Source organism: Hansschlegelia zhihuaiae, assembly GCF_004103825.1.
In the GTDB taxonomy this organism is placed as follows: Bacteria; Pseudomonadota; Alphaproteobacteria; order Rhizobiales; family Methylopilaceae; genus Methylopila; species Methylopila zhihuaiae.
On the sequence record NZ_RYFI01000009.1, the window covers coordinates 107417 to 120095 of the forward strand.

Genomic DNA, 12679 nt, shown 5'->3' on the forward strand with positions numbered 1-12679 from the left:
CTACGAAACAAAGAGACGCCGCAGAGTCCGACGGCTCAGCCCCGCCGCGCCGTCCTGATCTTCCAGCGGCGCTGGATCCTCGCCTCGATCGCGCGGATGCGGGTTTCGTGCGCGGCCCAGAAGCGGGCGTTGTCGGTCGCCGTGTGCCGGCCCGGCCGCCAACCGAGATAGGGGCCGGGCTTGCGGCGCGTGACCTTCGGCTGGTCGCCGTCGATCTCCTTGATGGCGACGATCTCGGGCGCGACCCCGTCGGCGAGCGGCGAGCCGAGCCGGGCGAGATAGGCCTTGGCGCGCAGGCAGTAATTCGCCGAGAGCGGCGACATGGTCTCGGAGCGGTGGCCGGCGCGGTACTTCATCAGCGCGCGGCAGAGGTCGCCGTTTGCGAGCTTCCAGGCGGTCGCAAGATAGCGCACCGCGAAACGGGCGTTGGTCGCGGGGTCGAACAGCGCGAGCGCTCCGCCGTCATGGCCGAGCATCTCGGCGGTCGAAGGCCTGATCTGCATCAGGCCGATCTCGCCCACCGTGCCGACGGCGTCCGGCTCGAAGCCGCTCTCGACATAGGCGACGGCCTCGGCGACCTCCGGCGGCAGTCCCCGCGCGGAAGCCTCCCGGCGCACGACGTCGATATAACTCTGGCGTTCCGACATGCCGCTCGGCACCGCGAGGTGGGCGGGCGCCTGGGGCGCGGTCTCGGCCTGCGCCGAAGCGCACAGCGCGAGGAGCGCGAAGGCCGCCGCCCTGACGGTGCGCTTCATATCCGCTCCCAACTCTTCCCCCCGGCGGCGAGCTTACCGCGAAAAGCCTGAACGAGACCCTGCCGATAACGGCGCCCTTCTCCCCTCCCCCTTGCGGGGAGGGGGCGGCAATGTGGCGTCCATTTCGTAGAGCGCCCGAAGGCCGGGACGACGGAAAGCGGTTCAGGGGGACTCTTGGAGCCTCAGAACGAGACCTTGGGCGCGGCCTGGTTCTCCTGCGCGGTCTCGAAGGTCGCCATGGGCTTGGCCTCCGGATAGAGCCAGCCAGCTATCCACTTGCCCGGAATGGTGCGGAGTTCCGTGTTGTAGGCCTGGACCGCCTGGATGTAGTCGCGCCGCGCCACCGCGATGCGGTTCTCGGTGCCCTCGAGCTGGGACTGCAGCGCGAGGAAGTTCTGGTTGGACTTGAGGTCCGGGTAGTTCTCCGAGACCGCGAGCAGCCGGCCGAGCGCGCCCGAAAGCTCGGCCTGCGCCTCCTGGAATTTCCTCACCGCCTCCGGGTCGGAGAGCTTGGAGGCGTCGATCGTGACTTGCGTCGCCTTGGCGCGCGCCTCGACCACCTTGGTCAGCACCTCCTGCTCCTGGCGCGCGAAACCCTTCACGGTCTCGACGAGGTTCGGCACGAGGTCGGCGCGGCGTTGATACTGGTTCTGCACCTCCGACCAGCGCGCCTTGGCCTGTTCTTCCAGCGTCGGCACGTTGTTGACGCCGCAGCCGGCGAGCGAGAGCGCGAGGACGACGAGCGCCCCGAGGGAGAAGAGCCCGCGGAAGCGGCCGGTAAGAGCGATGTCCATCATGGGGCCGGTCCTCGTCTCATGGGGCGCGTTCCGCGCTCGAAACCCAAGGTCGATTGCGCCGCGCCATTGTCAAGCGCGGCGACGGATCGGGCCTTTCGGCCGTGAACGCCGAGTGAACGGTCCGGCCACGTTCGGTTCAGGCCGCCCCTCCCATTCTGGCGACGCTTCGAGGCGACATCCCCGCCCGAACGGCGCCGAGACGGATTTCCGCCCCTCTCCGTCCCGGATCCTCGAAGTCCACGCCCGGCCGTTGGGAGCGGCCGGGCGTTTTCTTTCGTCTCGCCAAAGCCCGAGACACCGATGCGCGACTTTTTTCGCGGGCCGGCGGAATAGGCCGGCGCGCCTGTCGTTCTTCCCGCCGGGGCGGCTTCGGCTCCCCGGACTTCGAGACGACCCCCCGCCCTTATCGGCCTGCGGCGGATTCCCGCCCCTCTCCGTCGCGGACGTCGCGAAGTCGGCCCGGCCGGTGGGGAGCGGCCGGGCCCCGCCCCTCCCGACGATCATCAAGAATAAACGCACTCCGGCTATCCCAGCAGCGGATGGATCGGAGACCGTGATGGGTCTTGCTCCGCATGGCCGCGGCTGGCCGCACTACGTCGCAGGGGTCGCGCTCAATACGGCGCTGTTCACGGCCGTCGGGCCGATGATCGGAGTGCTGCTATTCGGCGGTCTGCTGGTCGCGCCGCTCCTTCAGTTCTTTCTGGTCTTCGGCTATGCGGTCGCCGCCGCGCCGGCCGCCCTTACCGGCGCCGCTACGGCGATCCTCTCGTCTTTCGTGCGATCGGAGCCCGCGCTCTACGCCGCTACGGCGGCGATCGGGGCGCCATCAAGCGCGTCCATGATCAGCCTTCCGGGGTGGCGTGGCCCCACGGCCATGGTCATCATCGGCTGTGTCGGGGCCGTGTCGGCGGTCGCCTGCGCGAGATTGGCGCGGTCGCTGAGGCTGCGGCCGCGGAACGGCCTCATCGAGCCGCCGAACGAAACTCTCACCGACCACTGAACATGCCGCGCGAACCCATTTGCAACTGTTCCACTGTAGCCCCTATATGACGGCCCATGAGCGGCCGACGCCCGACATTGAGAGCGCTGACGTCCGAGACCTTCGCGGGCCTGTCGGATCACGCGCGCCTGCCGTCGCGCTTCCACGCGCGGCTTTCGGCGATCGCGAGCCTGCTTCGGGGCTGATCCGCCGCGCTCGAAGCGGCCCTCACCCCGACATCCAATCTCGACTTCTCGAGGCGAACATGACCGCCGCCGCTCCCAAGACCCTCTATGACAAGATCTTCGACGACCACGTCGTCGACCGCCAGCCCGACGGCTCGGTGCTGCTCTATATCGACCGCCACCTCGTCCATGAGGTGACGAGCCCGCAGGCCTTCGAAGGCCTGCGCATGACCGGCCGCAAAGTGCGTGCGCCTCATAAGACGCTCGCGGTCGTCGACCACAACGTGCCGACGTCGAACCGCAAGCTGCCGAACCCCGATCCGGAAAGCGCAGCCCAGATCGCGGCGCTCGCCGAGAACACGCGCGAATTCGGCGTCCAGTATTATGACGAGTTCGACAGTCGGCAGGGCATCGTCCACGTCGTCGGGCCCGAGCAGGGCTTCACCCTGCCCGGAACCACGATCGTGTGCGGCGACAGCCACACCTCGACGCATGGCGCCTTCGGGGCGCTCGCGCACGGCATCGGCACCTCCGAGGTCGAGCATGTGCTGGCCACCCAGACGCTGATCCAGCAGAAGGCCAGGAACATGCAGGTCATCGTCGACGGCCAACTGCCGGAGGGCGTCGGCGCCAAGGACGTCATCCTCGCGATCATCGGGGAGATCGGCACCGCCGGCGGCACCGGCCACGTCATCGAATACGCCGGCGAGGCGATCCGTTCGCTCTCGATGGAAGGCCGCATGACGGTCTGCAACATGTCGATCGAGGGCGGCGCCCGCGCCGGCATGGTGGCGCCGGACCAGAAGGCCTACGACTTCCTCGAAGGCCGTCCGATGGCCCCGAAGGGCGAGGCCTGGGACGCCGCGCGCCGCTACTGGGACACGCTGCATTCCGACGACGGCGCGCATTTCGACCGCATCGTGCGGCTCGACGGCGCGAACCTGCCGCCGATCGTCTCCTGGGGCACGAGCCCACAGGACGTCGTCTCGGTGACCGGCGTGGTCCCGGACCCCGAGGCCGCGACCGACGAGGCGAAGCGCGCCGCGATCCGGCGAGCGCTCCAGTATATGGGTCTGACCGCCGGCACGAAGATCACCGACATCGCGCTCGACCGCGTGTTCATCGGCTCCTGCACCAACGGCCGGATCGAGGACCTGCGGGCCGCCGCCAAGGTGGTGGAGGGCAAGTCGGTCAACGGCAACGTCAACGCCATGGTGGTGCCGGGCTCGGGGCTCGTGAAGGAGCAGGCCGAGGCCGAGGGGCTCGACAAGATCTTCCGCGCCGCGGGCTTCGACTGGCGCGAGCCGGGCTGCTCGATGTGCCTCGCCATGAACCCCGACAAGCTCGCCCCCGAGGAGCGCTGCGCCTCGACCTCGAACCGCAATTTCGAGGGCCGGCAGGGTTTTCGCGGCCGCACGCATCTCGTCTCGCCAGTGATGGCGGCGGCGGCCGCGATCGCGGGCCGCTTCGTCGACATCCGCGAATGGCGGTGAAGGCGGGCTGATCGGAGGGTCGGGCGCTGCGCGCCCGCCTCCTCCACCATGCTTCGCATGGTCCCCCTCCTCCGCAAGCGGAGGAGGAGGATCCCAAGCGGCGCCTGTTCCTCCCCTGCGAAGCGGGGGAGGGGGACCGCGAAGCGGTGGAGGGGCCTTCGCCAACCGCCGAGGCTTGGCGACGCCTCCTTCCCTTACTTGCTAGCCCAGCTCACATGAACATCCGTACGCTCGGACATGACGACGCCCCTCGGCTCGCGCCGCTCGTCGCGCTCTACGCCGGCGCCCTGCTTGGCCGCGAGCCCGCGGCTCCGGACGAGGATTACGTCCGGAGCCTGCTCGCCGAGCCCGTGGTGGAGGTCGCGGCCGCTGAGCTCGAGGGGCGCTTGGTCGGCTTCGCGCTCTATTACGACCTGCCCGAGGCGATCTCGGGAAAGCGCGCCGGCCAACTCGACGACCTGTTCGTCGCGCCCGAGGCGCGCGGCGCCGGGATCGCGCAGGAGCTGATGCGCCATATCGTCGAGGAGGGCCGCGGCCGCGGCTGGATCCATCTCAGATGGATGGTCCCGGAGGCGAGCCCCGCGGCCGCGCTCTACGACCGCATCGCCGAGCGCGCGCCTTGGCGGAACTATGTGATCCGCATCGACGAGAGCATGCGCTGGTGAGCGCAAAAACCCCGGGCGTCGCCGTCCGGACCTTTCATCGGGTCAGTCCGCAGCCGTCGGATCAGTAGAAATTCGTGCAGCGCGCGACGCGGCGCTGCTCCTTCGGCCATCCGCGCGTGTCCTCGCGCAGGAAGGCCACGCGGCACACGGCGGTCGGACGGACTGGCTGGTAATAGACCCTCGGCACCGGGCGTTCATAGGCCCGCTCGCGATAGACCCGCTCGGGCGCGTCGGCCGCGCTCGCGGCGAACGGAGCCAAGGCCGCTCCGGCGGCGACCGCGAGACTGGCGAACCCGAAAAGCTTGCTCATATGCGAACCCCGAAGACCCTTTTGGGCCGGCGTCGCGGCCCAACGCAGAGGTTTGGCGCATTCGCCCATTCTGTCCAGTGCATCGGGGCAACGGGATGCGCGGATGATGAGCGTCCGGGCGCGAAAAAGCCCGGCTTCGTAGGAAGCCGGGCTTCTTGCGCGCCGCCGAAGCGGCGAATGATTCAGCGGATGTTGATGCCGATGCCGACGCTCGGACCATAAGGCTCGTAGTAATAGCGTCCATTGCGATAGACCCGACGGCGCTTCACGACGGTGCGGCCGCAGTCCTTGGTGGTGGTGACGCGGCGGACGCCGTTGCGGACCACGACGCGCTTCACGGTGCGGCAGGCGACGTCGGTCGCGCCGGCCGGCGCGACGATCACGCCATGGGTCGAGATCGGGGCGGCGTTGGCCGGACCCATCGCGAGAGCGCCGAGCCCGGCCGCGAACGTCGTGGAAAGAAGCAGTCCCTTCATGCCAGTTCTCCTGGTTCGCTTCGTCGGAGCCGAGAGCCTCGTCTCGGCAGAGAATTTATTCGCCGTCCTGTGAAGGGACCGTTATGGCGCCGTTCATCGGACATTCACGTCGTGGACCCGTCGATCTCGCCCGCACACGCCGTGCCAGGCTGAAGTAGCGCGGACCGAGCATTCGTCGACCATCCTGTTCAACCGTAGTGTAAGGAACGGTCCTTTTGCGGCGTCCGGAGACACACACGTGGCGAACATCGAAACCCTGCGTCCGACGAAAGACTTAGAGGCCGGCGCCGCCGCGACTGCGGGAGCCGCCGGACGCCCGGGGGCCGCGCGATGAGCGCGGAATGGGCCGCCCTACGCGCGCCGGACCTCGCCGAGATCGAACGCCTCGCCGACGACGCCATGGCGAAGCTGCCCGAGACGTTCCGCAGGATGGCCAAGGGCGTGGTCGTCCGGGTCGACGACTTCCCGACCGAGGACGTGCTGGATGAACTCGAAGCGGAGAGCGAATTCGACCTCTTGGGCCTGTTCACCGGGATCGGGCTCGCGCAAGGCGAGGCCGACGCCCGGACCGGTCAGATGCCGAACGTCGTCCACCTCTATCGCCGGCCGATCCTCGACTACTGGGCCGAACATGACGAGACGCTCGGGGCCATCGTCACCCATGTGCTGGTCCACGAGATCGGCCACCATTTCGGCCTGTCGGACGACGATATTGAGACCATCGAGGCCGCGGTCGACGCCGGCTGAGCCTTGATCGCGCAGCCTCGTGGGGCCACCTTCGCCGGAGCGATCAGTCTCAAGCGAGGACGAGCATCATGGCCGCAGGCGGCGGATCCGCGGACGAAGCACGGGTCAGGCGCGATTTCTGGCCGACCATCAGGCGCGTGGCGCGCAACGTGCCGTTCGCCGAGGACGCGGTCGCGGCCTATTACTGCGCGCTCGACCGCGAGACGCCGACGCATGTGCGCGCGGCCCTGCTCGGCGCGCTCGCCTATTTCGTGCTGCCGCTCGACGCCATGCCGGACTTCCTGCCGCTGATGGGCTTCGCCGACGACGCCGGCATCCTGGCGGCCGCCATCGCGGCCGTCCGCATGCACATGACCGACCGCCACCGCGACGCCGCCCGCAGGACGCTCGCGGACGAGGAACTGGTTTGAACAGTCACGACGGACGCGCATTCTCGAGGATGACTCGTCATCGCCGGGCTTGACCCGGCGACCCATCCCTTGGTCAAAGAGATGGATGCCCGGGTCAGACCCGGGCATGACGCGAGTCAGGGCGGCGACAGGGCCCAAACCGGCGCCGGCCGACAGCAAAAATTGTAAATTTTTTGTTGCACGAATGCATCGGCGCGCCGCTGATCGTCCGGCGGTTCGCATTTTCGCGCACTTCGGAAAGCAACTGGTTTCGGGACGCCGACCACGCGCCGGTCGGCGCCGGGACTCTGGAAACCGAGGCTGGGATCTGTTTCCCTAAATCTGTCTGTTGTTATCGCGCGTAGCTGAACATCCTCGATTCGTCTTCGCGGTTCGGAGCGAATTGGCCAAAATGAGGCGCGAGGAGTCAGGGCGAACACGTATTGACCGCTTGATCACCAGCCGGTTTCTGGCGTCCCAGTCGGGATGACGGACGGCCTCGCCACGAGGTCTTCCGTTCGCAGGGGGACGTCGGCGGGATGCTTCATCGACCTTTCGCGGGGGTCTTCTTCGTGTCCGCAGTCGCGCTCGCAGGCGCAGCCGAAGCGGGCCCGAAACATCGGTTCGCGGAGGGCGCGCACCGGGCGCGCTCCGATCGTGAATGCATGGCGCGCGCCATGTATTTCGAGTCCGACCGGAACGCCGAGGACGGGATGCTGGCGGTCGGGACCGTGGTGGCGAACCGCCTCGAGTCCGGCCATTACGGCTCCACGATCTGCGAGGTGGTCGGGCGCAAGAGCCAGTTCGCGCCGGGCGTCCTGCGGCGCGCTATGATGGAGGGCGCGGTCGCGGACCGGGCTCGCAAGGTCGCGGACGCGGTGCTGGCAGGCGAGCGGCATCCGGCCGCCGGCGGCGTCAAATATTTCCACACCGCGGACGTGCCGTTCCGCAAGACCGACAAGCGCTATCTGCTGGTGTCGGGCGGCAACGCCTTCTACGAGCGCCGCAAGCCGGACTCGCCCGCCGCGGCGCGCGCCAACGCCATGTCGTTCGCCCGCGCGGTGGCGCGCGCCGACGAGGCCGAGGCCGAGGCCGGGCCGATCGTGGCCGCGGCGCTCGCGCCCAAGGAAGCGCCGGCGCCCGCCATGGTGGCCGAGGCCCGTCCGGTTCCGGGCGCCGACAGCGCGCTCGCCTATGGCGGCGCCGCGCCGGCCTTCGATCCCTCCGGCGCCCTCGCCGCCGTCGCGGCCCTCAAGCCGCGCTCCGGTCCGCGCGTGATCGCGCCTCAGGCGCCGGTGCTCGCGGCCGCGATCCCGATGCCGGCCAACGCGGAAGCGCCGTCCGCCCCGCCCCCGGCGACCGATCCGCTGGCCAATCGGTTGGTGGCCGCCGCCTGGGCGCTGTTCCAGTAATCGCCGCGACCGGCCGCCGCGCTCCGACCAATCGCGTATTGCGGCGCAGCACGCGTGAGCTAAAGACTGCCTGACAGCGCGGACCCGTCTTGCGTCCGCCGCAGGCGGAGCCACGACGCGATGGCCGACAAACCCTGGCTGTTCCGGACCTATGCGGGCCATTCGACGCCCGAGGCCTCGAACCGCCTCTACAAGTCGAACCTCGCCAAGGGCCAGACCGGCCTGTCGGTCGCCTTCGACCTGCCGACCCAGACCGGCTACGACCCGGACCACGTGCTGTCGAAGGGCGAGGTCGGCAAGGTCGGGGTGCCGGTCTCCCATCTCGGCGACATGCGGGCGCTGTTCGACGGCATCCCGCTCGCCAAGATGAACACCTCGATGACGATCAACGCCACGGCCGCCTGGCTGCTCGCGCTCTACGCGGCTCTCGCCGAGGAGCAGGGCGCCGCGCGCGAGGCCCTGACCGGCACGACGCAGAACGACATCATCAAGGAGTATCTGTCGCGCGGCACCTATGTGTTCCCGCCCGCGCCGTCGCTCCGGCTGATCCGCGACGTCATCCTCTTCACCACGAAGGAGATGCCGAAGTGGAACCCGATGAACGTCTGCTCCTACCATCTGCAGGAGGCCGGCGCGACGCCGACCCAGGAGCTCGCCTACGCGCTCGCGACCGCAATCGCGGTGCTGGACGAGGTCAAGGAGGCCGGCAATCTCGACCAGGAGGCGTTCGAGACCACGGTCGGGCGCATCTCGTTCTTCGTGAACGCGGGCATGCGGCTCGTCACCGAGATCGCCAAGATGCGCGCCTTCGTCGATCTCTGGGACGAGATCACCCGCGACCGCTACGGCGTGACCAATGAGAAGCATCGCCGCTTCCGCTACGGCGTGCAGGTCAACTCGCTCGGCCTCACCGAGCAGCAGCCCGAGAACAACGTCTACCGCATCCTGATCCAGACGCTCGCGGTGACGCTCTCCAAGGACGCGCGCGCCCGCGCCGTCCAACTCCCGGCCTGGAACGAGGCGCTCGGCTTGCCGCGGCCCTGGGACCAGCAATGGTCGCTGCGCGCCCAGCAGATCCTCGCCTACGAGACCGACATCCTCGAGCATGACGACATCTTCGGCGGCTCGGCGGTGATGGACGAGAAGGTCGCCCGGCTGAAGGACGAGGCGCTCGCCGAGCTCGCCCGCATCGATGAGATGGGCGGGGCGATCTCGGCCGTGCAGGCCGGCTACATGAAGGGACGGCTGGTCGAGTCGAACGCCCGCCGACTTGCGGCGATCGAGTCCGGCGAGCTCAAGGTCGTGGGCGTGAACACATATGTCGAGACCGAACCCTCGCCGCTCTCGACCGGCGCGGGCTCGATCCAGACCGTGCCCGAGAGCGTCGGCGAGGACGCGATCGAACGCCTGAAGGCCTGGCGCGCGAGCCGCGACCAGAAAGCGGTCGACAAGGCGCTGGCCGAGCTCGCGTCCGCCGCCAAGGAGGACCGCAACGTCATGGAGGCCTCGGTCGCGGCCGCCAAGGCCGGCGTCACCACCGGCGAATGGGGCCAGACCTTGCGCGAGATCTTCGGCGAGTACCGCGCCCCGACCGGCGTCGGCAAGGCCGTGCGCGAGGACCGCTCCGGGAGCGAGATCGCCGAGGTCCGCAAATCCGTCGAGGCGGCCTCCGCCGCGCTCGGGCGTCGCCTCAAGCTCCTGGTCGGAAAGCCCGGCCTCGACGGCCATTCCAACGGCGCCGAGCAGATCGCGGTGCGCGCCCGCGATTGCGGCTTCGAGGTCGTCTATGAGGGCATCCGCCTCACCCCCGCCGAGATCGTCAACGCGGCGCTGGAGGAGGGCGTGCATGTCGTCGGCCTGTCGATCCTGTCGGGCTCGCACCTCCCGCTCGTGCGGGACGTGATGGAGCGCATGCGCAAGGAGGGGCTCGACGACGTCCCCGTGGTGGTCGGCGGCATCATCCCGCCCGAGGACGAGCGCGAGCTCAAGGCGATGGGCGTCGCGGCCGTCTATACGCCGAAGAACTTCGACCTGACCGCAATCATCGGCGACATCGTCAGGATCGCGGAGGGCGCAGGCGAGAAGGCGGCGTAGAGGGGGACGTCTACCGCCGCGCCACGACCGCGATCAAACCACGGATATTTTGATTGAGCAGCGGGATTTGCTCGCTGGAAATCTCCCACGGGCCTTCGCGGGCGAGATCCGTCAACTCCATGAGATGGCGCCCGAGCACATTGAACCGGACGATCGCGACAGCTTCGCCGCTCTCGAAAAAGAGCGTCCGAAGTTCGTGTCCTGCGTGAGCCTTGGAGTGCGCGATCAGCAGGTGAGGCTGATCGATGGGAGGAAGCGCCCGAAAGCCGGCCGCTTCGATCCATTCGAGCCCATTTGAATCAACGGCGCAGCAGAGCGGAATTCCACCAAAGCCTCCTCCGGTGAGGCCGACGTCGATCCACCAATCATTCTCCTGATCGGAATAGCCGAACAGCATTCCCTCGAGGCGCTCAAAATATTCGTTCCAGCCACCCGACCTCCCGGCTGCCTCCGAAAGCATCTTCATCGCAGGGATGCGCCATTGCTCTCCCATCGGGGTGTAATAGACAGTCCGATGGCCGAGATATCCTGAGACGGGCTCATCGAATGGTTCGACGACCACCTCCTTGTGAAGAACGCCGGTCGCGACCCAACGGTCGAACCGATCCTCTCCCTCGAACTGATCCGGTGGATAGGCGTCGGACATTCGGGCAAGCTTCTTCCTGCCGTCTAGCAGCAGCGGGAGCTCGTAGCCGGTGTGAATAAGATACGGGGCTTTGGAGATGCTGTGCGGCCTGAAGAGCGAAATCTCCAGCTCGTCGCCTCCGAACTCCATCCCTGAAGTATTGAAATCGACGCCAAAGCGATCGCCGATCGCCTGCAGGTCGGCATCTTCGAGAACATAGTGGTCTCGTAGCTCGGGATCGTCGTCCGCATCCTCCCCCAATATGCAAGCGAGCGCGTTGAGATCCTGGACGACGAACCTCGCCTGTAGGACGGGGCACCATTGCTCGCGATCGAATACGCTAAGGATGAAAACGTTCTCTGCCGGAATCTTCCGCACTGCCAAAGGCCCCTAGACCGGCGTAGTTGCCCTTCACCCCGCCCGCCGCTCCCCGCCGCCGTCGAGCGCCCGCCAGAGCTCAGTCACGGCGATCGGCTTGGTGACGACGGCGTCGGCGCCGGCGGCGCGGAAGGCGGCGATCTCCTCGTCGAAGGCGCGCGCCGTCAGGCCCACGATGCGGATGCGGCCGAGCGGGCCGTCCATGGCGCGGATCGCGCGCGTGGCCGAAAGGCCGTCGAGCGTCGGCATCACGGCGTCCATCAGCACGAGGTCGTAGCCGCCGCCCGCGACCGCCGCGACCGCCGCCGCGCCGTCCTCGACCATCTCGAACTCGTGGCCGAAATGCTCGAGCAGCGTCGCCGCGACCCGGCGGTTGATGGCGTTGTCCTCCGCGACCAGCACACGGAGCGGCCGGCCCGCGGTCGCAGGCTGCGCCGCCCGGAGCTTCAGCGTGACTGCGACCTCGGCGCCGCCGGCCGGCCGGTCGGCGGCCTCGGCCCGTCCGCCCATGTCGCGCGCAAGCCGCGAGACCAGCGCGAGCCCGAGCCCCGCGGCCCCGTTCGGCCCGGCGCCCTGCACATAGGGCTGAAACAGCCGCTCGGGCGACGGCCCGACCCCCCGGCCGGTGTCGCGCAGCGCGAAGCGCAGCGTCACGGTGTCGGCGGCGCCGGCCAGGCGCTCGACCGCAAGCTCGATCGAACCCTGCGAAGTCGCCCGCAGGGCGTTGTCGGCGAGATTGTCGACGATCCGGCGGAGCGCGCTCTCGTCCGCCGTCACGGCGTTCGGAACGCCCGGACCCCGCGAAGCGCGGAACGCCAGCCCCTTGGCGGCGCAGCGCGCCGCGATCGGGGCCGAGACCGTTTCCAGGAAGCGGCCGAGGTCGATCGCGCAGGGCTCGCGCAGCGGCGCGCCGCCGATCAGTCCGCTCGCGACCTCGAACAGATGCTCGGCCGCGGCCTTCAGCGCATTGGCGTGGCCGCGCGCGGCCTCCGGCAGGTCCTCGGCGAGGATCAGGTCGGCGAGCGCCAGAACGCCCCCGAGCGGCGTGCGGATCTCGTGCGCGGCCACGGCGATGCGCTCGCCCGGATCGGGCGCGGCGGCTTCCTCGGCGAGGCTCGCGATGGCGCTCATGCCGCGACGACTCCTTCTGTGAGGCGTGAGGTTCGTCCCGCGACTCTCGCCGCGACGGGCTTAAGGATGGGCTAAATCGACCGCCGAAAGTCCCGCCCGAAGCCGTCCGTCCACAGCCGAGCGGCGACCCGCTGAGCGCCGCGCCTTCTCCCTCCCTTTTCAAAGGGGAGGGTGGACTTGGCCGCCAGGCCAAGGCCGGGTGGGGATCGCGCAGGATCGAGCTCTGTTCTGGACGATCCCCCC

Annotated in this window: 14 protein-coding genes; 8 read left to right on the forward strand and 6 right to left on the reverse strand. The window is 68.8% G+C overall.

The features are described from left to right. Positions 1-35: 35 nt before the first annotated feature. Both EK403_RS10920 and EK403_RS10925 read right to left on the reverse strand, forming a co-directional pair. Positions 36-755 (reverse strand): lytic transglycosylase domain-containing protein, encoded by a 720-nt coding sequence (locus EK403_RS10920; RefSeq protein WP_128777522.1) that lies wholly within the window; start codon positions 753-755, stop codon positions 36-38. A 182-nt stretch (positions 756-937) separates the two neighbouring features. After that, positions 938-1549 (reverse strand): LemA family protein, encoded by a 612-nt coding sequence (locus EK403_RS10925; RefSeq protein ID WP_245479645.1) that lies wholly within the window; start codon positions 1547-1549, stop codon positions 938-940. A 559-nt stretch (positions 1550-2108) separates the two neighbouring features. On the opposite strand from EK403_RS10925, the gene EK403_RS10930 reads away from it, so the two are divergent. The 4 genes from EK403_RS10930 (at position 2109) to EK403_RS10940 (ending at position 4874) form a co-directional block, all read left to right on the forward strand. After that, positions 2109-2552: a hypothetical protein gene (locus EK403_RS10930; protein ID WP_128777524.1), complete on the forward strand. Its 444-nt coding sequence runs from the start codon at positions 2109-2111 to the stop codon at positions 2550-2552. Between the two features lie 56 nt (positions 2553-2608). Further along, complete coding sequence (locus tag EK403_RS23625; RefSeq protein WP_280986646.1) at positions 2609-2737, forward strand: hypothetical protein; 129 nt, start codon at positions 2609-2611, stop codon at positions 2735-2737. Between the two features lie 59 nt (positions 2738-2796). Next, positions 2797-4209: a 3-isopropylmalate dehydratase large subunit gene (gene leuC, locus EK403_RS10935; protein ID WP_128777525.1), complete on the forward strand. Its 1413-nt coding sequence runs from the start codon at positions 2797-2799 to the stop codon at positions 4207-4209. A gap of 215 nt (positions 4210-4424) precedes the next feature. Beyond that, the gene (locus tag EK403_RS10940; RefSeq protein WP_128777526.1) at positions 4425-4874 is read left to right on the forward strand and encodes a GNAT family N-acetyltransferase; all 450 of its coding nucleotides are present in this window, start codon (positions 4425-4427) and stop codon (positions 4872-4874) included. Positions 4875-4935: 61 nt separating this feature from the next. Here EK403_RS10940 and EK403_RS10945 read toward each other — a convergent pair whose 3' ends face one another. After that, complete coding sequence (locus tag EK403_RS10945; RefSeq protein WP_128777527.1) at positions 4936-5184, reverse strand: hypothetical protein; 249 nt, start codon at positions 5182-5184, stop codon at positions 4936-4938. A 182-nt stretch (positions 5185-5366) separates the two neighbouring features. After that, on the reverse strand, positions 5367-5660 hold the full coding sequence (locus EK403_RS10950; RefSeq protein WP_128777528.1) for a hypothetical protein: 294 nt from the start codon (positions 5658-5660) through the stop codon (positions 5367-5369). A 330-nt stretch (positions 5661-5990) separates the two neighbouring features. On the opposite strand from EK403_RS10950, the gene EK403_RS10955 reads away from it, so the two are divergent. The 4 genes from EK403_RS10955 (at position 5991) to EK403_RS10970 (ending at position 10302) form a co-directional block, all read left to right on the forward strand. Further along, entirely contained in the window at positions 5991-6407 is a 417-nt protein-coding gene (locus tag EK403_RS10955) for a metallopeptidase family protein (RefSeq protein ID WP_128777529.1), read from the forward strand. A 68-nt stretch (positions 6408-6475) separates the two neighbouring features. Beyond that, a complete protein-coding gene (locus EK403_RS10960; RefSeq protein ID WP_128777530.1) occupies positions 6476-6817 on the forward strand; it encodes a YkvA family protein in 342 nt (113 codons plus the stop codon). Between the two features lie 518 nt (positions 6818-7335). Further along, positions 7336-8208, forward strand: coding sequence for a cell wall hydrolase (locus EK403_RS10965; protein ID WP_128777531.1), 873 nt, complete (start codon positions 7336-7338; stop codon positions 8206-8208). A gap of 120 nt (positions 8209-8328) precedes the next feature. After that, the gene (locus tag EK403_RS10970; protein WP_128777532.1) at positions 8329-10302 is read left to right on the forward strand and encodes a protein meaA; all 1974 of its coding nucleotides are present in this window, start codon (positions 8329-8331) and stop codon (positions 10300-10302) included. 10 nt (positions 10303-10312) lie between these two features. Here EK403_RS10970 and EK403_RS10975 read toward each other — a convergent pair whose 3' ends face one another. Then, positions 10313-11305 (reverse strand): hypothetical protein, encoded by a 993-nt coding sequence (locus tag EK403_RS10975; protein ID WP_128777533.1) that lies wholly within the window; start codon positions 11303-11305, stop codon positions 10313-10315. Positions 11306-11338: 33 nt separating this feature from the next. After that, complete coding sequence (locus tag EK403_RS10980) at positions 11339-12436, reverse strand: response regulator (RefSeq protein ID WP_128777534.1); 1098 nt, start codon at positions 12434-12436, stop codon at positions 11339-11341. Positions 12437-12679 lie beyond the last annotated feature (243 nt).

Coding starts and splice junctions, on each gene's coding strand:
- EK403_RS10920 (WP_128777522.1), bottom strand. CDS start 755: ATGAAGCGCACCGTCAGGGCGGCGGCCTTCGCGCTCCTCGCGCTGTGC.
- EK403_RS10925 (WP_245479645.1), bottom strand. CDS start 1,549: ATGGACATCGCTCTTACCGGCCGCTTCCGCGGGCTCTTCTCCCTCGGG.
- EK403_RS10930 (WP_128777524.1), top strand. CDS start 2,109: ATGGGTCTTGCTCCGCATGGCCGCGGCTGGCCGCACTACGTCGCAGGG.
- EK403_RS23625 (WP_280986646.1), top strand. CDS start 2,609: ATGAGCGGCCGACGCCCGACATTGAGAGCGCTGACGTCCGAGACCTTC.
- leuC (WP_128777525.1), top strand. CDS start 2,797: ATGACCGCCGCCGCTCCCAAGACCCTCTATGACAAGATCTTCGACGAC.
- EK403_RS10940 (WP_128777526.1), top strand. CDS start 4,425: ATGAACATCCGTACGCTCGGACATGACGACGCCCCTCGGCTCGCGCCG.
- EK403_RS10945 (WP_128777527.1), bottom strand. CDS start 5,184: ATGAGCAAGCTTTTCGGGTTCGCCAGTCTCGCGGTCGCCGCCGGAGCG.
- EK403_RS10950 (WP_128777528.1), bottom strand. CDS start 5,660: ATGAAGGGACTGCTTCTTTCCACGACGTTCGCGGCCGGGCTCGGCGCT.
- EK403_RS10955 (WP_128777529.1), top strand. CDS start 5,991: ATGAGCGCGGAATGGGCCGCCCTACGCGCGCCGGACCTCGCCGAGATC.
- EK403_RS10960 (WP_128777530.1), top strand. CDS start 6,476: ATGGCCGCAGGCGGCGGATCCGCGGACGAAGCACGGGTCAGGCGCGAT.
- EK403_RS10965 (WP_128777531.1), top strand. CDS start 7,336: ATGCTTCATCGACCTTTCGCGGGGGTCTTCTTCGTGTCCGCAGTCGCG.
- EK403_RS10970 (WP_128777532.1), top strand. CDS start 8,329: ATGGCCGACAAACCCTGGCTGTTCCGGACCTATGCGGGCCATTCGACG.
- EK403_RS10980 (WP_128777534.1), bottom strand. CDS start 12,436: ATGAGCGCCATCGCGAGCCTCGCCGAGGAAGCCGCCGCGCCCGATCCG.